Source organism: Paenibacillus sp. NPDC058071 (assembly GCF_042885235.1).
Lineage (GTDB): Bacteria > Bacillota > Bacilli > Paenibacillales > Paenibacillaceae > Pristimantibacillus.
Genome location: NZ_JBHVSK010000016.1, coordinates 74,580 through 96,308, shown reverse-complemented (window position 1 = coordinate 96,308; position 21,729 = coordinate 74,580). Strand labels below are relative to the sequence as shown.

Here is a 21,729-nt window from a genome sequence, read left to right as displayed (position 1 = left end):
TAAACAAGGTACAGAATGCATCCACAGCCGAGGGGTAGCGCAGCAGCATCGGTGTAACGCAGACGGGGTTGCGGATAGAAGAGGGGGAAGTGCCGACATAGAGCGATTCGGACATGCAATATTGTACGCGGCAGCTTAGTAAAAGATTAGAACGAATAGAACGAGGCGACGGAACAGCCGTCATGAGTCCTGATCGTTTGGACTAGCTAGGGGTAGAGTCCGATTGGAAGGCATCATGTCTTTGAGGCAATATGATTCAAAAGGAGGAAAACTACGTGTTAAGAATGTGGAACAAAATTCTCAGCATTGTTATGGCAGTGGCTCTTGTGGCGACGATTGCGCCGATTAGTCCCGCCAAAGCAAATTCGATGTATTTTCAGTTTACCGATTTCAGCACGGTGGAGAGCAACCCTACCGTCGTGAATAGAAACACAGTCGATTTGCGAGGCTCGTACAGCGATGTCTCATCGGGCTCCATTACGTATAAAATTGAAAGACTGGTCAACGGCTCTGTCGTTGCATCGACTAACGGTGGTATTACGCCGTCTATCGTAGGCAACACGTTCTTTTTTGCCGGCATTCAATTGTTCGAAGGCTTGAACCGAATTACGGTCATCGGTACAAGCGGCAATGGATCCGGTGGGCTTGTCGAAGCTTCCAGCTACGTCAGCTACGGCAACGTTCCGGTTATTACGACCATTCAATTGGCAAACGGCACGCCGATTAACGAAGGACAGCCGGTCGTTGTAACGACGCCGAATCCGTCCCTTATGGTCAAAGCGAGCAATGCGCAAGAGGTTCTTATCAATGGTAAAGCGATGTTCAACGGCGGCGCCGGAACGTTCGTTTTATCCGATTTGAACTTGCAGCTCGGCTTGAACAAGCTGGAGATCATCTCTCGCAACGGCGACAAAACGTTCACGATTAACCGTGAACTCATATATTTCAAGAGCAATACGCCAACCGCTCACGGCATTTTCGCGGGCACGGTTCAGTTGGATGGATCGCCGATCGTCCAGCCGATCACTTCCAGCACGGTAACAGGTAAAATTATTTTCCCTACTTCCCTTCCAAGCCAGATTCCGAATGTTACTTTGAAGCTGTACAAAGACGGAGTGTTAGTTGGAAGTCCGATTACGACTACGACAACTAGAGGGCCGGTAACTGCCGATTGGGCGGAGTTTAATTTCACAAGCGATGCTCCAATCACAGCGAGCGACAGCGCAGAATACGAGCTGGTCGTTGAGAGCGATACTTATGACGGGGCACAGGCCAACTTCCCGGTTCCATTCACAGTGAGAAGCACCAACGCTCCGTATATTAAGGACTTGCAACAGCTATATGACGTAACGATTAATGGCACTGCCGCTTCTTATAACTCCAGTACGAAATTTTCCAACAATGCGAATGTTAGCCAAATGCCGCTTTGGATAGCGGTCGATACGGTTAATTTCACAGGCGGTACGGCGACCTTGACGGCGAAACGCAACGGGGTTCCAATCGCGGCGAACACGTCTTTCAGCTATGATCAATTCACATCTTCGAGTACGAACCAGCACATTTACCGTATTAACGCTCTGCCTCAAGGCGACATCGAGCTTAGCTTTACGGTAACGGTAGGCAGTGAGAAGAATACAGTTATTCGTACTTTCACGTATAACCCGATCTCTTCCATTCAAGTAACCAATACGTACAACGGTGCAATCTATTACGATGACAAGCCGCTAACTGCGTTGCAAGGCAAGCTGCTAAACTTCAGAACTGCGGATCTTTCTACGCTTGTATTGACGTTAAACGGAAAATCGGCGCCGGTTACGGGGATTACGGGCGACACCTTCAACATTACGCTCAGCACGTTTGGCAACCTCGTTTATGGCAGCAACGAGATCATGTTATCGGGCAAGGCAAACGGCGTAGCCGTATCGACGACACTGACCATCTATCGTTTCTCTGACAAACGTCCGAATGTGACGAAGATCGTTCCAGTCCCTTTTAAAATTAAACCGATAGACGATGTTCTCAACGAGCGGCTGTTTGCCGATCCGGATAAGAAATTTATTCCTGGAACGACTGCCAACAGCTATACCACATCGCAGAAAAAAGTAGATTTGCTGTTCACGGTTTCAAACCTGAACAATTTGATCATTAAAGTGGACGGCATCGATTATGCAACGGCATCAAGAGACGATGTGACCAACGATCTGAACCTGCTCAATAATAGCGCAGACAAACTTTTTATCGAACCTAAGGAAACGAACAAAACAGCGAGAACTTATCATTTGCGTTTATTCGATATTAATTTGCCGACAACCGGCGTGAAGAGTATTACGGTTATTTCGCAAGTCGGTACGGAAAGTGTATCGCAAACGATTACGATCCGTAGAGAGCTTCCGCCTTACGAAATTTTATCGCCGAAGCTTCCTCAGGAAGCGGTTATTAACCAAAACTTCATGAACATTAGTATCAAAGCGGAAGGCGCGGACCGTATTCTCGTAGGTAAAGCGGAAATGACGAGAAGCGTTGCTGATGACATTTTCCGTTATGAGCTGCAAAACCTGAAGGCCGGGGTCAATAAGGTGAAGTTCACCGTTTATCGCGGCACCCAAAAGCTGAACGGCGAGTTCTCAGTGAACTATGCGGCTGACAACTCAATTGGCGCTCAATATAAAGCCAACATTACAAGCGCAGGGAAGCTCGCGGCGTTCAAGAACGAATTGACGTTGACGTTCCCGAAAAAGACGCTGCTTCGTCCGGCCAACGTCAATCCAGGCCAAGATGTAACAACCATTGATTTGTTCGATTCGCAGAAAATTTTATTCGGTATCGCAGATCGTAAAGACGGCCGTACTTTGAAAGTCTATAATGCCGTTGGTGAATACGACTCGAACAACGAAGCGAAAGACGGTACATTCAACACGGTCTCTTACAGCGATTTCGGTGCGGCGGTTATACGCCCGATTACGCATTTCGGCTTCGCCTCTAATCTGTTCTGGATCGATTCGGGCTATGTAGAGGGCTCGCGTCAAACGGGTTACACGTACAAACAAGGCGATCAGCCTTATAAAGTCGGCAACGAGTTCTTCAGCCGTCCGTTGACTCGTTGGCTCGAAACATCGAATGCTGGCCAAATTACGATTAAATATGATTCCAATATTGTCGATTCCGCTGCTAATACGCTTGCAATCTGGCGTTACTACAACGGCAAATGGGAGAACATTGGCGGCAAAATTAATCGCGGCAAGAAAACAATCACTGCTCCAATTGACGGCTTCGGCTATTTTGTCGTCATGCAAATGCGTTACAGCTTCTCCGACATTATCGGCCACGATTACGCCCGGAACTCGGTTGAGCTACTGTACGGACGCGGCATTATGAATTCGAAAAATAATAGCGAGTTTGGCGTGTATGACAACATTACGCGCGGCGAATTTGCTCAATTGCTTGTGAAAATGTTTAATATTCCGCTTGAATACGACCCGAATGATATGACGTTCGATGACGTTGTGCCGGTACTGGGCCTCAGTCCGTTCTGGGATTACCGTTATATCGAGACGGCTGTGAGGAAGGGTATTATTCGTGGTAAAGGACCACGCCAATTCCTGCCTAACGAGCCGCTTACCCGCGAGGAAGCCGCCGTCATGATCGCGCGCGCTGCCGGTTTGGTGAAGGACGGCAAGGATGACCAGAAGAAGGATAGGGATGCGCTAGTAAAAGCATTTACGGACGGAAAGCTTATCGACACGTATGCTATGTCTTCCGTACTGGCTGTTTACAAAGCGAAGTTTATTGAAGGATTGCCGGATACGACGACTGGCAGTGCTAAACTGACCTACCGCTTCGATCCGAAATCGAATCTGAAGCGTGCTGACGCGGCTGTTATCGCGGAGAGAGTTATGCGTAAGAACAAGCTACTCTAATTAATTGGCAACGAGAGAGGACAGCGAACGAAGCTGTCCTCTCTTTTTCAAAAAATAGGCTCTGCAACATTATCCATGGAAAAACTTTAGCAATGACGAGCAGGAATAAAACAAGCTATACTTGCATAGTACGAAGGCTGCATAGAGAGCTTTTCTCGGCTGAATCGGCATACATATGAACAGAATAGCCAAGCTTTAAAAGATTTGCGAAAATCTTATTGTTTTTTTGAAAAACAACCGCAACTTTTATGGCCGCCATGCGTTTAAATACATGTCGAATGACAAAACGCCGTTGGATTAGTGCATTGTCCCTATTAATCCGAAGTTAGTTGGAATGAATTCTCAACTTTCTCTTTACGGTGAGGGTAGCCCATTGTATAATGTTAAAGTGGTATAGCTTCTCTAGTATTTTATTTGACCTGTTTACAAGTTTCTGCGACATGTTCTTACATAGGGTTAAACATGGCAGCAGACATCATTTATACTAAATACTGCTCTACTCTGGGAAGGGGGTGACAACGGCTATGAGGGAAACGAGCAATCCATCTAATCAAGACTCTCAACAACCGAAGCATTTTAGAGGAGGAGAAAAAAAGGTTATGAAGAAAAGTTTATTAGCATTCGTGCTGGCTTTCTCTTTGGTCCTGTCCGTGGCGGTTCCTGCGTTTGCAGCAGCTCCATCTGACGTGGCTAACGTGAAAGAAAGAAACGCAATCGAAGAGCTTGTCGCTCTTGGTATTATCAATGGTTATGCAGACGGTACTTACAAACCAGCTAACAACATTACTCGCGCTGAACTGGCGAAAGTAATCGTTACAGCTACTGGTTCTGAGAAAGCGGCTGACGCGTTGAAAAACGTGAAATCCGAATTCAAAGACGTTAAAACGAACGAATGGTACACGGGCTTCATCAACGTAGCAACTGCAAAAGGCTACCTGCTTGGTGACAAAGGTACTGGCAAATTCCGTCCAAACGACAACATCAAGTTCGAAGAAGTTTCGGCAATCGTTGTTCGTGCACTGGGCTACCAAGACAACAAACTGTCCGGTTCTTGGCCGTACAACGTGCTGGTAAAAGCTGAGGAAATCGGCTTGTTCGGCAAAGTTGACATCGCTCAAGGTACACTGGCTACTCGTGCTGTTGTAGCTCAAATCGTTAACAACTCCCTGGATCTGTACCTGGTACAATGGGAAGCTGACAAACAAGCTTTCTCCGCGATCACAGACCGCAACGGTAACAAATCGAAACTGATTTCCCGTCTGGGCGCGACTGAAGAAGCAATCGTATCTTCCAGAACTCTGGTTGACGGTCGTGTACTGACAACTTCGGGTCCTAAACTGCTCGCTAGCAATTTCGTAATTACTGGCGGCAAAAAACTGCCTGAACTGCTTGGACATGAAGTACAACTGGTTAAAAACAGCCAAGGCCGCATTATCGCGTTGAGCGATATCCAAGACGAAGCTGACGTAATCACTGGTACTTTGGATGCTGCTTATGCAAACGGCAACGCTAAAGTAAAAATCAAAACTGGTTCTGCTGCAGTTGAATACCCAGTATCGGCTAGCGTTTACAACGCTTTTGTGAACGGCGAAGAGCAATCTTCCACTTACACAATTGCTAAAGACGTTGAAGTTCAAGCTTTCTTGAACGACAATGGTAACGTTCGTTCGATCGTTGCTACACAATACGGCATCACTAACGGCATCCTTGATGCTTACATCGCTGCAGACAGCAACTCCAAAGCACGCGTTGTTACAACTAACTTTGGCGCAATCAATCTTGACGCTGACACTCTTGTAACAATCAATGGCGAAGCTAAAGCAGCAACTGATCTTGCTAAAAACGATATCGTTGAAATTGCCTACACTAACAAAGATAAAGTAGCTCTGAAAGTTAACGCTACTCGTACTGTTGTTGAAGGTGAAGTAACACAAATCTCGCCTAAAGCTAACGGCGACTACTTCTTCACACTTGGTGGTAAAGAGTACAAACGTGTAGGCAGCGCTAAAGCAGTTGAAATCGGCGCTAAATACAAATTGTTCCTGAACAAAAACGGTGAAGTTGCTAATCATGAACTGACTAGCGGCGGCGCAGGCGATGCTAAATATGGTGTTATCCTGAACGCTGACAACGGCTTCAACACTGGTGGAGCATTTGGCGAACTGAAAGATGCTTTCAAAACTTACTCCATCAAAGAAAACAAAAACATCAATGTAATCCTTGATAACGATACTTGGACTACTGGCACTACATTGAAAAACATTTCTACTCCGTTCGACATCGTTAACAACGGCTACTTCGTTACTTGGACGCTGAAAAGCACTGATGGCAGCATCAACGGTATCCAATCGATCCGTGCCCTGACTGCTACAGCTACAACTGACCAAGTTAGCGAAAAAACGGATACAACAGTTAAAGTGAACAACACTGTATTCAACACGAACGCTAACACGATCGTATTGGATGCACAAAAAGTTCTGACTAAGCCTGCTGCAGATCGCGAAGTTACTGTAAGCTCGCTGTCCAACGTTTCGAAAGGTGACTACGTAAATGTAATCACTGACGGTTCCAGCACGTTCGCGAAGTATGTAATCATCACTAAGAAATCCGCTTCGCAAAACCTGACTGGCCAATACGGTCTGTTTGTAAGTGCTACTAAACATGACACTGCTAACAGCTCGACTTACACAGTTACACTGAACGTTAAAGGCGAAGACAAAGACTTCGGCATCGAAGACAACTCGGGTATCTACACTCAAGTTGCTGGTCTGAGCAAAGACGATCATGTACTGGTAGCTCTGACTGACGAAGGTACAGCTAGCTCGAAATACGACAAGCTGACTGTTATCAACGCAGGTCCTGCTACTGACAAAATCACCAACATTGAACTGGCTAACGGCACGTTCAAAATTAACGGCACTGGCGACACTTACTATGTAGGTAGTGACTCCGTAGTATTCATTAAAGACGGAGGCAGCGTATCGATCGGCAACCTGTCTGACATTCTGTCCTTGACAATTGGACAAAACGATGCTGGCGCAGCTGACAAATACGACTTCGCAATTGCTGTTGATACTCAAGCTGACTATGCAAGCTTCAAGCTTGTAAAAGCTATCAAAATTATCAAGAAGTAATCTTTCTTGATACGAAAGGACCTGGCGAGATTTCTCGCCAGGTCTTTTTTTATGTTCATTATATGTTCATATAAGTCTGTTACAATAGGAGGGAGTTTATGTTCAGGAAAAGTTTCTATGGAAACGAAACTTATTCCATCAAGCATACGTCTATATAAAAAACGATGCGGAGTGATACTATGCAGGTTGTTCAGAGCAGGAAAGCGTTAAAAATTCATGTTGCTTTAGTTTTTGTACTTATTGTTTCTTTACTATTGCCGGCACTCGCTTCGACCAGCGAAGCAGCAGCCAGCAACGCGCCTCAGCCCGTTTATATTACAAGTAATTCTTACGTGAAGCTGGAGAACGCCGATGTGATGCCTAGCAGCAAAGGGCGTACAGCAAGCTTTACCGTCACGTTCTATAACGGGAGTAACGCACCAATTAATTTGCAGGATTACTGGTTTCGCTTGAGTTCGGTTAGCGGAACTAAATATATTGCTACTCTAGTAGAAAGCGATAAGAGCAAAAAATCTGTACCTGCAAAATCGAGCATTACGCTAACTTATTACAGCGAGGTACCATCGAATGTTTCGCTTAGTGATCTCGTATTGAGAGTCGTGAAATTCGACTTTTCAGTAGCGGGCTACGAACGAACGTTGGGTAAATTCAACTTCTCTTCCAGCTACAATAATGCGGTTAAAGTGAACGGTTATAAGTCGGTTAAATTGAATAATACCAATATTAATATTCGCGTAAATAAAGCTACAATTTCCAAAGGCACTGATAATAACATCATTAATCTTGAGCTTGCAATGAGAAACACGGGCAACTACGAAACGTTATTGTCCAATATGGGCTTTTTTATACAAGCTTCCAACGGATCGATGTATCAAATGAAAACGTCAACAGACAGTAGCCAAGGGCTTTTATTGCGCCCGCAAATCTTGGAAAAAATTAAGCTGACGATCACACTTCCGAAAGCGGTATCGACTAACGGACAGAAATTGATTGTATCCCAGTCGCTTGGCGAGGCTGCGGCATCGGTTACGCTGCCGGTCGCTAAATTTAATCTGAGCTTGAGTGCCAACAACACTAGCGCTACAACGACGGAATATGAATATGTTAAAGATGATTATACGTATAAAGTGAAAGTAGACTCGCTTCAAAGATATACTTGGATGGGTCAAGACAATTTAATTACAAAGTTGACAATTACGAATAAAAGCTCGAAGTCTGCGCCTGTACCAGCCATAACCGGCAGTTTCTATTTAGGCGACAATGCTGAAATCCAAACAAAGAAAGTTCCATTGGATTCGCAGCTTTCTATCGCTTCCAATGGCAGTGTAACTGCTTATTATTCCGCGACAGTACCAACTACAACTAATCTCGCGGAACTTAAAGTGAAGCTTTTTGAAAAAGAGGGCGAAACCAATCGGGAGTTAGCCGCATTGAGAACAACTGCGGTATCGACTCCAAAGTCTATCGCACTGGGCGATACGAACAATTTGAACGATCTAGGTGTGAAACTGGGAGTCAAGGTTACTAACGTGAAGTTGCTGCAAGGTTCAGCGAACAACTTGCTGGCTATTTATGTAGACGCTACGAATAATCAGGATTTTGCAACGGCTACAACTAAACTACTTGGCTACATCGAGACTGCTACTGGAAGTAAATATAATACGACATTGATTAAATCCGATACCGTTATCGGTCCTTCGAAGAAAGAGCAAGTTATTTTAACTGCCGAAGTACCGAAAAATGCAGACTTGAAAGGCGCAGCACTAGTCCTTGGAGTCGGATACAATGACGAAGGTATTACAAAAGCGAATGAAACTCCGGCTAAAGGGTTTATTAATGCGACAAGCTACGCATTGCCTGAGGCCGATCAAACAACGAATGACTTCAGCAAAATCAAAATTGGCGCTTACACGGTCAATATCGACAATATTATTACGTACCTAAACGATGTGAAAGCCGATATCGATTTGAATGGTCAAGTGTCAAGAGACTTCGCATATGAAGCGTTCAGCAGCAAGAAGTTTACGGTCGTAATTGAGGATGAGTCGATCAATTCCGTCATGGTTCAAGTGCCGATTGAACTGGAGGGCACCACAGGACAATACGTCTGGAAATTGGGCAACAACTACAACAACATTGTGCAAGATTTGTCCAGCAAATCAATATCGCAAACGATACAGTTGAATGTATATGAAGAGATCAACGGTTATAAGACGAAATTGGTTTCGAGAACGATCAGATGGTCTCCTTATCTGAACTGGGCAAATCCAGACGTTAAATAAAATAGCAAAATTAGCATAGTGAAATCTATTAAAATCGAGTATCTTTAAATAGATACTCGATTTGCTTTGAGAGGAGAATGTTAGCATGAAAAAAATGACCATTCGTACAATCGTTGTAGTCGCTTTAATCGCCGTTGGATTTATTTTCGGTTTATCAAGAATGGACGCTATAGTAGCAGATGGAATTGGGTCAAATCCTGGTTCTGTTGATGATCCAGTCGTAACGAAAAGCTATGTCGATGAACAAATTGCCAAGCTTGGAGGAGGCAGCGGCGGCGGAAATGCAGGATCCAGTACAAAACTGGAAGTGGTAACGGTACCTAACGGTAAAACATTAATTGCTGGTGAAGGAACAGAAGTAATTGTTCGCTCCGGCAAAGCTGTCGTGTTCAGCCCAGACGCTAATGGTTTGTCCGATTTGACGGCAGGTAAAGATATTTTTAAAGGGAATACCGTCCCAGCGAACCATTTGATTCTTTTCCCTCGTGCGGGGCGTGGAGTGACCACAGATCCCGGTTTCACAAAATCGCTAACTGTACTAGTGCGGGGCGGATATACTGTACAATAACATCGGCTTGTTTAGAACATTTTACCCTCATTAACAATAGGTTATACGCTTATAAAACCCCGAGTGAACGCACTCTAAAGACATGTTTCTACATTCCTTTGGAGGTGCTTATCATGAGTCGTTCTAATAAAGTTGTCGTACAGGGTTGTCAGGCTGCACTTAATCAAATGAAGTATGAAATCGCCGCCGAGCTCGGCTTGTGCTCATCCTATGCTGCTGGAGCAGGAGAAGATACAGAATTTGCAGGCGAGCTGGGAGCGGCGTCTTCAGGCGGTTACAGCAGCATTCAGTGGTCTAATTTGGCGACGAGAGAAGCCGGAGCGGTTGGTGGTTCGATCACAAGACGATTAGTCGCACAAGCTGAGCAAGTGCTTCAGGGATATAAGTAAGCATAAAAAATATGGTATCTATGCCTGTCCATTGACACCTTCAGGCATTTTCGGTATTATACTGAGTTAGAGAGTTGTCTAACAACCTTTTCCTACTGGAAAAGGTTCATTTTTTATGTAGGCAGTCAGCACTTATCTCATATAAAAGCTGTGTAGGAGGTTGATACGGATGTCGGTTGTTAAAGGACGTCACTTATTTACATCGGAATCGGTGACGGAAGGCCATCCGGATAAAATTTGCGATCAGATCTCAGATGCGGTCCTTGACGCGTTCTTGGAGGCAGATCCGTACGCACGCGTTGCCTGTGAAGTGTCTGTTGCAACAGGACTTGTACTTGTCATTGGAGAAATCAGCAGCCGTGCTGACTATATCGATATTTCAGCAATTGCTCGCCGTACGATCAAAGAGATCGGCTACACGCGTGCGAAGTACGGTTTTGATTCCAGCACATGTGCGGTTTTGACTTCGCTTAACGAACAGTCTGCCGATATTGCGCAAGGCGTTAATGCGGCGCTTGAAACTCGCGACGGCAAAGACGTACAGCAAGAAAATGAAGACATTGGCGCAGGCGACCAAGGTTTAATGTTTGGTTTCGCCACGAATGAAACGCCAGAACTAATGCCTCTCCCAATTGCTTTGTCGCATCGCATTGCCCGTCGTTTATCCGAGGTGCGTAAAAACGGTACATTGGGCTACCTTCGCCCAGACGGCAAAACGCAAGTTACAATCGAGTATGACAACGGCAAGCCTGTCCGTGTCGATACGATTGTCGTTTCGACTCAGCATGCGGAAGAGATTACGCTAGAGCAAATTCAGAACGATGTTCTTGAGCATGTGATCAAACCGGTTGTTCCGGTTGAATGGCTCGATGAGCAAACGAAATATTTCATTAATCCAACCGGTCGCTTCGTAATCGGCGGTCCGCAAGGCGATGCCGGCCTGACAGGCCGTAAAATCATCGTCGATACTTACGGCGGCTACGCTCGCCATGGCGGCGGCGCATTCTCCGGCAAGGATCCGACTAAAGTCGACCGTTCGGCCGCTTATGCAGCCCGATATGTGGCTAAAAACATCGTTGCCGCAGGTTTGGCCGACAAATGCGAAATCCAGCTTGCTTATGCGATTGGCGTAGCGCAACCGGTTTCGATCAACGTCGACACATACGGAACTGGGAAAGTTTCGGAAGAGAAGCTTGTTGAAGTAATCAGCAGCAACTTCGATCTCCGTCCAGCCGGGATTATTAAAATGCTCGACCTGCGTCGCCCGATTTATGGAAAAACGGCTGCATACGGACATTTTGGCCGTACAGACATCGATCTTCCATGGGAACGCGTTGATAAAGCCGATAAACTGAAAGCGGACGCTTTGGCTAACTAAATACATTTAAGTCTATTATTGAGTAAAAGTTCTGAATCCTCGGATTCAGAACTTTTTTCGTTTAATTTTGGACAAATTACCCAAATCATCTACACTATTCTCTCCTAAAAACCGACAAATAAAGTACGACTGTATTTATTCGGGGAGTGAATAGGGAATGAACCGTTACCGCAAAAGATTAAGTTTAACCGTAGCGATTGTTATCGCCTTACAACTGGTGTTGCCTAATTGGTTAAGCTTCACGGCACCGGTTGAAGCAGCAGCTACCGGGCCTGTGCTGCAAAGTACAAGTCCGCAAGACGATTTTACGGGCGTGCAATTAAATGCGCCGCTGACGTTAACCTTCGATGAGCCAGTTGCCCGTGGTACGGGTTCGGCTGCGTTTACCATCTACAATTACACGCAAAATAAAGTTTTCGAAAGCTACAATGTAGCGACCGATTCGCGCATTTCAATAGATGCGTCGGGTAGAACCGTAACAGTGAGACCGAGCGCTGCATTTGCATTGAACACTGATTATTATGTTTTGATCGATCCAGGCGCATTCATTAACCAATCCAACGGGGCTAATTATGTTGGTATTGCAAATGCTTCGCAATGGAATTTTAAAACGATCGAACAGGTAGACGTAAATCGTCCACAATTGTTAGGGATCAATCCAGCACATAACACCACAGGAGTTCCAATTACGAGTGCGATTACGTTAGTCTTTGATAAACCGGTGTATGTTGCAGGGGGGGATATCGTGCTGACGAACAGCACGCCTAGCGATGATCGTAAAATCTCGGTTACTTCAAGTCAAGTGACGGGAAGCGGTACAAATACGATTACAATTACACCGCAAGCAGCTATGCTTCCGAATAGCACGTATACCATCAGCATCCCTAGTGGAGCTTTTCAAGACTACTCAGGAAATTCATATCAGGGAACTTACTGGCGGTTTGTAACGGCAGCTGCTCCTGTGAATGTTACTGGATTTGAACCAATAGATAACGCTACATCGGTTAAGGTCAATGCTTCGTTGGTTGTAGCATTTGATAAAGATGTAGCCGCTTCTGCCAATAAATATATCCATCTTGTAAGAGCGTATGATAACTACGACGAGCGTATCCTTGCTACCGATACGTCGCGAGTATCGATTACCGGAAGTGTCGTGACTATAACAACCTCGAAAAAGCTTCCTTTAACTCAATACTATGTATTGATCGATCCGGGAGCATTTGTTGATAAAACGACTGGCGAATGGTTCCAAGGCATTTCTAATGCCTCTGTATGGGACTTCACAACTGATCCAGGCGACGCCAAGGATGCACCTCTTGCAACAGCGGTATACCCGACTAATGGGGTTGTCGTAGGAACGCTTACTTCCAATCTGGAAATTGCATTCAACAAGCCGGTTTATCCGGATCAGGGAAATATTGAGATTCGTAATGTCGTTAACAATGTATTATTTCGCTCTATTCCGGTTACATCGACTAACGTAACCGGTGGCGGAACAAATAAAATAACGATCAATCCGAATAAGGCGTTGAATAGCTTTGATACGGATAAAAGTTTTGTAAATAACTCCCAATATTACGTAGTGATTGGGAATAGAGCTTTTCGTGATGCTGCAAATAATTATTACGGAGGCATGGCAGCGAATCAATGGCAATTTAGAGTGGCACAAGACACAGTGAAACCGTTGCTGGAAGTGATCTCTCCACAAAACAATTCGACAAATGTATTGCCGAATTCGACTTTTTACGCGTTGTTCAACAAACCAGTTATGGCAGGAAGCGGCGAGATTTGGATTAGACCGATTAATAGCCAAACTGCCCGGCCAGTGAAGGCCAATTTTTATGTAAATCCTGACAATTCTAAACAAATTATCATTACGCAACCTTCGGGAACGGTCTTGGAGGGAGGCGTCAATTATTACATTGAAATCGGCAGTAACGCGGTGGTTGATTATGCGGGCCTTGCTTATGAAGGCATTAAAAACCAATATCAATGGACCTTTAAAACCATTGGTAACGATACGACGCCTCCTGCTGTTACCAAGTTGGAATACAGTGGAAATATTATTACATTGACTTTTAATGAGGATCTCGGTTACAGCATTCCAGAGGTCAGTAATTTTTATATTACAGTAAATGATTTGATGCGTCGGGTCACTTCTGTAGCTGTTGCATACAATACAGTCAAATTGACGCTGGCAAGCGAAATAATAAATGGACAATCCGTAAAGCTTTCTTATTCGAAGCCGTTGAACGGCGGAGGAATTAAAGATTTGATCGGAAACCAGGCGCTAAACATCGCAACTCAAGATGTCGTACCTTTAGAGAGTGGCAGCGCGGCTACTATCACAAGTGGCAGTGTCAACGGCAACGTCGTGACGTTGAACTTCAGCCGTGCCTTGGCTGCTGCCAACAGTCGCGCTCATACCCAGTTTGGCATTTCTATTAACGGCTCTTGGTATGAACCATCTTCGATCTATGTATCAGGTTCAACCGTCCAGTTAACGGTGAATTACACGTTCAACGGTCAACAAACGGTATATGTATCTTACACGCCGGGTTCGCTTCCGATTAAAGATTCGAATGGTATCAACGTAGCATCATTTTCTAGCTATAGAATAACGGGTGGTCCCGATTATACGACACCATCGCTGATCAGTGCCATTTCGAACGGCTCGACGATTACAATCCGTTACAATAAATGGCTGAGCGGTTCATCGATTCCTTCGGTAAACGATTTTACTGTAAGTGTTAACAGCAACCTGCGCAGCGTAACGCAAGTCAGAATTTCCGGCGAGACCGTGGTTTTATCGCTCAGTTCTTCTGTTAATACCAATGACTCGGTTTATGTGACCTATAACCCGGGCACCTATCGAATAAAAGATGAAGCAGGCAACCAGGCGCCGTCGTTCACAGGGGTCTATGCGCCTGTAGGCAATACAAGCGGCTTGCTTGCAGCAGTGGTAGCAAAAGGAAGCACAGTTACGTTAACGTTTAACGAAACGTTAAACATCTCTTATGTACCGATCGCTTCGCAATTCTTGATTCAATCGAACGGAACGACGTACACCGTATCGAAAATTGAAATCAATGGATCTACTGTGACTTTGACACTGTCGTCATCCTTAACAAGCGGAAGCGCCGTTACCTTCTCTTATAACGGCAGTTCTACAAATGGATTGAGAACGGTTAGCGGCAAAACGGTTGAGAATATCATGAACTTCTCTGCTTCCAACCAAACATCGTCGCTAGACACGATTCCGGGCGGATTCGTACAAGTAACTGGCGGGGGAATCGGCATTGATCCATCCACCGTAATTAGAACGACAGGCACCTCGCCTGCAGGATTTAACGCTACAAAATATACAGTCCAAGCGGAAAAAATCACGCTCGGATTTCAAGCATTGCGGACGACTAGTTCGTCAGTTGCCCGATTGGTGATTCAAGTACCTAGTTCGGAAAATGCGGCTATTGTCGCCGTTCCTATCGCCGCACTACAAAGCGCAATGTATTACAGCGAGAAAGGGATCTTCGCCGTCCAATATAACGGCGTGTCCTATGAAATTCCGCTTGCTTCGCTTAACTATTCACAGATTTTGAATTCTGTCGGTTCTTACGGAGTAGGCTCAGACTTGCTGATCGAGATCGACAAAGGAAACAACAACTTGACGTCCTCTTTGACGAGCGCGATTAACAGCAACTCAAGAGCTACTATTCTTTCAACGCCGGCCAACTTTGTCTTGTCGGCGACAAACGGTTCGGCTAAACAACCGGTAACGGCGTTCTACAGTCATGTCACGAAAACGTTCCAAGTGACATCCTCCGTAACCGTGAAATCGTCGACTGTCGTGTGGTACGATCCTGCCGTTCAAGGCATATCGTATGTCCCGACGGTATTCCAAGTATCCGGTTCCGATACGATTGCGTCCTTCAAGCGTAAAGGCAACGGCGTTTACGCTCTAGTACAAGGCTCGTTTAACTACAACGATATCAACCGGCATTGGGCCGGCGAAACGATTCTATTGCTGGCAAATAAATTTATTGTCGAGGGACGTTCCTCCGGCGGCTTTGAGCCGGAAAAGCCGATTACAAGGGGCGAGTTCGCCACATATATTGCGAAGGGGCTAGGATTGCCAGGCAATGACGCGGCAGCCGCTAAGTATAGGGACGTGTACAGCGGGACGAAAATGGCGGCTTATATCGGAGCTGCTTCCGATGCGGGTATTGTAATGGGCCATCCGGACGGCACGTTTAAGCCGAACAGCCCAATCACTCGCCAGGAGATGGCGGTTATGATGACGCGAGCAGCGAAAGTAGCAGACGTTAGCGTTTCGCTGCCATCTTCTACAGCTTCCTATTTGAGCAAATTTAGCGATCGCAATAAAATCGCTTCTTGGGCGCAAACGGACGTAGCGAAAGCGGTCTATACGGGCGTTATTACCGGCAAGACGACGACTACGTTCAGTCCTACGACAAATGCGACTCGAGCGGAAGCGACGGTTATGATTAAGCGTTTATTGGAATATGTGAAATTCCTGTAAATCAACATGGCAAAGCGGCGACTCTTTCATAGAGCCGCCGCTTTTTTATGCCGGTAATATTTTCTACCATGAATAAATATTAATCTTAAAAATCGTAACTTTTACTCCCCACTTGTAGTCTATAATTGATAGACTTATAGAGTCCGTTCTTATTCGAACAGGATCCGAGAGATGGGAGAGTTGCAATCAATATGCGTAAGGCAGGGGACAACAGCGTTCGGCAGACGTTAGGTCTAGGCAAGAAAGTGATTGTAGTTGTAATTGGCGGGGCATTGCTCCTTCAACCTTTGACAGCAGCAGTTTCGGTTCCTTGGAGCCCGATGAAGGTATCGATCGCAGCGGCCGCAGTCGGCACTAATTTGAAGCTTATCGACAAATCATACATAACGGCTGGCGCGCAAAAACTGAGCTATGTCTGGACGGGAACACGCAGCGGAAAGAGCGTGCAATCGAATGTCAATGTGATCGAGATTGATCTTTCCAATCCCTATGTGCAATTAAACGCACTGAGCGGCAGAAGCAACAGTATCGGCCAACTGAACACGGTAACGAACATGGTAAAAGAAAACGGAGCGGTTGCGGGCATAAACGCCGACGTTTTTATAACGACCACAGAAGGCTCGCCGATGGGCGCGCAAATTACAAGCGGCTCCTTGCTGACAAGCCCGATGCAAATAAAAGGCATGTACGCTTTTGGCGTGACCAAAGACAAAAAACCGGTTATCGACAGTTACTTATTCGATGGAACGGTGACGGCAGGAGACGGAGCGACCTTCGCGCTTGCCGGCATTAACCAATCGGCCAATAACCCGGAGATGGGCTCTAAGTACAGCCACGTCAACGCCTTATACATTTATACTAGCGCATGGGGCGGGGCGGAGCGTCCGAAAAATTCCAGCGCGACGCCAACCGAGGTGCTCGTGCGCAACGGCATCGTCGAACAAATATCGGAGAAGGCGGCGATTGCGGGCAAAGTGCCGAGCGACGGCTATATCCTTCGCGGACACGGTACGGCGGCCGACTTTATCGTGCAGCATTTGCAAGTAGGGCAAGCGGTGCAAAACCAATATTCGCTAGTTTCTCAGACAAGCGGCAACAAGGTCGATCCTTCTACTTTTGAGATGATGATCGGGGGCCATACCATTCTCGTAAATAACGGGGCGGCGGCAGCTTTTTCTCGCGATATTACCGGAGTAAGCGGCTCCTCCTACGTATCCCGCTCGGCGGTCGGCTACTCCAAGGACGGTAAAAAGGCATACTTGATTACGACCGAAAAGTTCGGGAACAGCACCGGCACAAATCTAAAGGAACTGCAGCAGATTATGGTGCAGCTAGGCGTATTTAAAGGCATTAACTTGGACGGCGGCGGCTCGACAACGATGATAGACCGTCCGCTAGGCGAGACCGGGCTGCAGCTGACGCATTCCACGCAGTACGGCACGACGCAGCGCAGCGTCGCCAACGGGATTGGCGTGTTCACGACGGCGCCGAAAGGCCAGTTAAAAGGAATTACGGTAAGCGGATCGAATGTATTGTTTGTCGGTCAGAAGACATCCTTCACGGTGAAGGGCTACGACACGTACTACAATCCATTCACACTCGACGGTACGAACGCAAACTGGAGCAGCAGCGGCGGCATCGGTTCGTTAAGCGGGGCGGATTTTACAGCGACGAAAGCAGGTACGGGAAAAGTAACGGTAAAATCCGGCTCCGTAACCGCATCACAAACGGTCGAGGTCATCGGACGAGATCAGATCGCGGACCTGAGACTGGATACGGCAGCAGGCGTCCTGGCCGCAGGAGCGACCGTTTCCGTGCCGGTAACGGTGACGCTCAAAAACGGCAAAAGCTATAAGCTTTCCGGCGATTCGCTCAAATGGGAATATATCGGATTGACAGGATCGGTTAAAGGCAATACGCTGACCGTCAACACGGTGACCGGATCGACCGGTTACGCAATCGGCAGATACGACGGTTATCCGACGCTGCTGCCTTTGACGGCAGGCGGCACCGAACGGGAGCTGGAGAACTTCGAAGAAGTTGGCTACAGCATTACATCTCAATTTACACCGGCCGCCACGACTACCGGCGGCGTGAAACTTGCGACCGATTTGCCGGGACAATCCTCCGGCAAGGCACTGCAAATCGACTATGATTTCTCCGCCGGAACAGGGACTAAAGCCGTATATGCCGTCTTTAATGGCACGAGCGGTAGATCAGTAACTGGATCCCCTACGGGGCTGTCGGCGGACGTATATGGCGACGGAAGCCTGAACTGGCTGCGCGCCGAATTCACCGATGCGGACGGCAAAAACTATATGGTCGATCTGGCGAAGCAGCTCGATTGGACGGGATGGAAGACCGTTCGCGCCGACTTGGGAGCTTACGGCATGAAATACCCGGTGAAGTTGAAAAGGGTTTACGTCGTTACGATTGCGGAAGGCCAAGACGAACGATCCGCAACCGGCACGGTCGGTGTCGACAACTTGAAGCTGCAATACGCGGCCGATCCGTCGGCGGCAACGAGAACGCATGTTGAGATGACGATCGGCAGCAAGAATGCCGTTGTCGGCGATAAAAAACTAACGCTAGACGTGCCTCCTCTCGAACTGAGCGGTACGACCTATGTTCCGCTTCGCTTCGTCACCGATGCGATGGGCGCCCGTTTGCAATGGGACAATAAGCTCAATCGTGTGACCGTGATTAACGGCTCGACAATGCTGGAGATGACGATCGGGAAGAAAGAGCTGATTACGAACGGCAAGCTTTCGGAGACGCAGGTTGCGCCAATTATTCGCAACGGCAGAACACTCATTCCGATTCGATTGTTCTCTGAAAATCTAGGACTAAAGGTTGGATACGAGAAAGCGACTAGAAAAGTTACCATTGATTAGGTGGGCGAGCGGCAGCCGTTCTATGTTATGATAGAATGGTATAACCTTCATGAGCTGGGCGGTTTCTGCCGCCCGATCGGGCGGCAGATTTCTATCGCAGCCTAGGAATATAAAGAAGAATTTATATTTCATTGCAAAACGAGCTTCGCCCGGAAACGTTCGCGATGACGGGCGATGCCGTTAATGCATGCGGAAAGGTAGCCGATCTGTCGTGGACCAACATATCGAAGATATTAACCGCGTTATAACGAACGCGATCGCTGTCATGGAAGACAGCAAGATTCAAATTTATGAAATATGCGAGACAGCTCGAGGCGAATTGGATTCTCTCATGCAAGAGCTTGATATCGTACTTGAGGAGAACGCCAAGACGATCAAGAAAGTGGATGAATTGGAGGCCGATTACCGGCGTGCTCGTATCCGGTTGACTGAAGTCAGCAAGGATTTTGTCCGATATAAGGAAGAGGATATTAAGCTCGCTTACGAGAAGGCGACGCAAATCCAGCTCGATTTAATGGTGTATCGCGAAAAAGAAGCCTACTTGAAAACGCGGCGGGATGATCTGCAGAAGCGGGTGCGTAATGTAGAGAACTCTATCGAGCGCGCCGAGATGATCGCTTCGCAAATTAACGTCGTGCTAGAGTATTTATCCGGCGATCTCAATCAAGTGACGAGAATATTGGAGTCCGCTAAGACAAGGCAAGCCATCGGACTTAAAATCATTCTCGGGCAAGAGGAAGAACGCAAACGGGTTGCCCGCGAAATTCATGACGGACCGGCGCAATCACTTGCGAATATCGTTCTCCGCACAGAAATTGCAGAAAGAATGCTCATCAAGAAGGAATTTCAACTGGTGCAGGACGAATTAATAGATTTGAAAGGGCAAGTGCGTTCGGGGCTGGAGGAAATACGTAAAATTATTTTCAATTTGCGTCCAATGGCTTTGGATGATCTGGGACTTGTGCCTACGCTTCGCAAATTCGTTCAGGACTTTGAGGAAAAAACCAAGATACATACCAAATTCGAGCTGACTGGGAAAGAAATCAGAATGCCTTCCGCGATGGAGGCAGCGATTTACCGATTGGTGCAAGAGGCATATGCGAATGCGCAAAAGCATGCTAACGCTTCTTTCGTCACACTGGAGATGGCTTATCAGCCAGATTTAGTCACCATAACCGTCCTTGACAATGGGGTAGGTTTTCAGAGTGAACTTGTCGAATTTCATGCTAGCCACAACTCTCATTACGGCCTGATGGGCATGCGCGAGCGTGTCGATCTACTCGAAGGGAGGTTGGAAATAGACTCAAAATTAGGACAAGGGACGAAAGTTATGTATCAAATCCCTATTACAGAGAGCAGAAAGGAGTAAGATGACGAATGACGCAAAATGCCCTGGATGGCAAACGGAAAATTAAAGTTTTGCTGGCTGACGACCATCAGCTTTTTCGGGAAGGCTTAAAGCGGATACTGAATATGGAAGACGATTTGGAAGTCATCGGCGAATGCGGCGACGGCATTCAGGTGCTGGAGTTCTGCAATCACACACTGCCGGAAATCGTTCTCATGGACATCAATATGCCGATCGAGAACGGGGTAGCAACAACAGAACGGTTAAAAACGATTTTTCCCGAAGTGAAGGTCATCATTCTATCCATTCATGATGACGAAAGCTATGTATTCGAGACGCTGCGCAAAGGCGCTACCGGTTACTTGCTGAAGGATATGGAGGCGGAGTCGCTGATTAACGCGATTCGTTCGGTCGTGAACGGCCACGCTTATATTCATCCGAAGGTAACAGGCAAGTTGATCAACCAGCTTCGCCGGATGACTTATCTCGACGAAATGGGCGTTGTATCCGGTGCGGCGGCGGCAAGAGAGCCTGGTGTGAAATTCATCGGCGAGGACAGCCCGCTCACAAGGCGCGAGGCGGAAGTGCTTCGCTTGATGGCCGAAGGCAAGAGCAACAAGCTGATTGGCGAGTTTTTGTTCATCAGCGAGAAAACGGTAAAAAATCACGTCAGCAGCATTCTGCAAAAGATGGAAGTGGACGACCGTACACAGGCGGTTATCCAATCGATCAAGTACGGCTGGGTAACGCTGTAGCGACCGTTGAGCCGAAGGCTGGTCTGGCCGGATGGAGCAGCGGCTTCGTGTGTGGTTGCTGCGTTAGTTGGCCGGTCAGGCTGGCCGATGGATAGGGACGCATACATATAAAGCAGGATCCTTGAAATAAACAAAGCGTATCTACAGTCCTCATGCTGGGGCTTTAAGAAACAGCAAGCAGTGAAAAAGACTTCTAAACCCGCTCGCGGCGCCGTCCGCGGTCTCGGAGCGCCGCAGCTTAGCGGTTCCGAGCTCGACGGCTCAGTCCGTCGAGCGAGGTTTGGAGGCCTTTTTTTGTTTTCTGGCTCTTTTGATCCGTGAGCGTGGGGCGGGCGTTATGGTAGGGTGGTGAACATTGGAATTAATGAAATAACGGCCGAAATGGCCGTTGCAGGGCAGAAGTGAGCACGCAGCGTCGCAATAGCGACCAAAATGGCCGTTGGAGGAGACGAGTGAGGTCAGAAGGACGCATGAAAGTAACTTTTAGCTGAAATAACGGCCGAAATGGCCGTTACAGGGAAGAA

General features: G+C 47.0%; 10 protein-coding genes. All 10 read left to right on the top strand.

From position 1 onward, the window contains the following. Positions 1–284 precede the first annotated feature (284 nt). The gene (locus ACFVTB_RS21955; RefSeq protein ID WP_387754069.1) at positions 285–3,917 is read left to right on the top strand and encodes an S-layer homology domain-containing protein; all 3,633 of its coding nucleotides are present in this window, start codon (positions 285–287) and stop codon (positions 3,915–3,917) included. Positions 3,918–4,441: 524 nt separating this feature from the next. Beyond that, complete coding sequence (locus ACFVTB_RS21950; protein ID WP_387754013.1) at positions 4,442–7,051, top strand: S-layer homology domain-containing protein; 2,610 nt, start codon at positions 4,442–4,444, stop codon at positions 7,049–7,051. Between the two features lie 179 nt (positions 7,052–7,230). Further along, positions 7,231–9,333: a hypothetical protein gene (locus ACFVTB_RS21945; protein WP_387754011.1), complete on the top strand. Its 2,103-nt coding sequence runs from the start codon at positions 7,231–7,233 to the stop codon at positions 9,331–9,333. Positions 9,334–9,418: 85 nt separating this feature from the next. Then, positions 9,419–9,901 carry a hypothetical protein gene (locus tag ACFVTB_RS21940; protein WP_387754009.1) on the top strand — a complete coding sequence of 161 codons (483 nt, stop codon included), beginning with the start codon at positions 9,419–9,421 and terminating at the stop codon, positions 9,899–9,901. A 113-nt stretch (positions 9,902–10,014) separates the two neighbouring features. Further along, positions 10,015–10,290 carry an alpha/beta-type small acid-soluble spore protein gene (locus tag ACFVTB_RS21935; RefSeq protein ID WP_387754006.1) on the top strand — a complete coding sequence of 92 codons (276 nt, stop codon included), beginning with the start codon at positions 10,015–10,017 and terminating at the stop codon, positions 10,288–10,290. A 169-nt stretch (positions 10,291–10,459) separates the two neighbouring features. Beyond that, positions 10,460–11,668, top strand: coding sequence for a methionine adenosyltransferase (metK, locus tag ACFVTB_RS21930; protein ID WP_387754004.1), 1,209 nt, complete (start codon positions 10,460–10,462; stop codon positions 11,666–11,668). 157 nt (positions 11,669–11,825) lie between these two features. Then, positions 11,826–16,208 (top strand): Ig-like domain-containing protein, encoded by a 4,383-nt coding sequence (locus tag ACFVTB_RS21925; protein WP_387754001.1) that lies wholly within the window; start codon positions 11,826–11,828, stop codon positions 16,206–16,208. Positions 16,209–16,399: 191 nt separating this feature from the next. After that, positions 16,400–19,102 carry a stalk domain-containing protein gene (locus ACFVTB_RS21920; RefSeq protein WP_387753998.1) on the top strand — a complete coding sequence of 901 codons (2,703 nt, stop codon included), beginning with the start codon at positions 16,400–16,402 and terminating at the stop codon, positions 19,100–19,102. A 211-nt stretch (positions 19,103–19,313) separates the two neighbouring features. Continuing rightward, positions 19,314–20,471, top strand: coding sequence for a sensor histidine kinase (locus ACFVTB_RS21915; RefSeq protein ID WP_387753995.1), 1,158 nt, complete (start codon positions 19,314–19,316; stop codon positions 20,469–20,471). Positions 20,472–20,479: 8 nt separating this feature from the next. After that, positions 20,480–21,205 (top strand): response regulator, encoded by a 726-nt coding sequence (locus ACFVTB_RS21910; protein WP_387753992.1) that lies wholly within the window; start codon positions 20,480–20,482, stop codon positions 21,203–21,205. Positions 21,206–21,729: the final 524 nt, after the last annotated feature.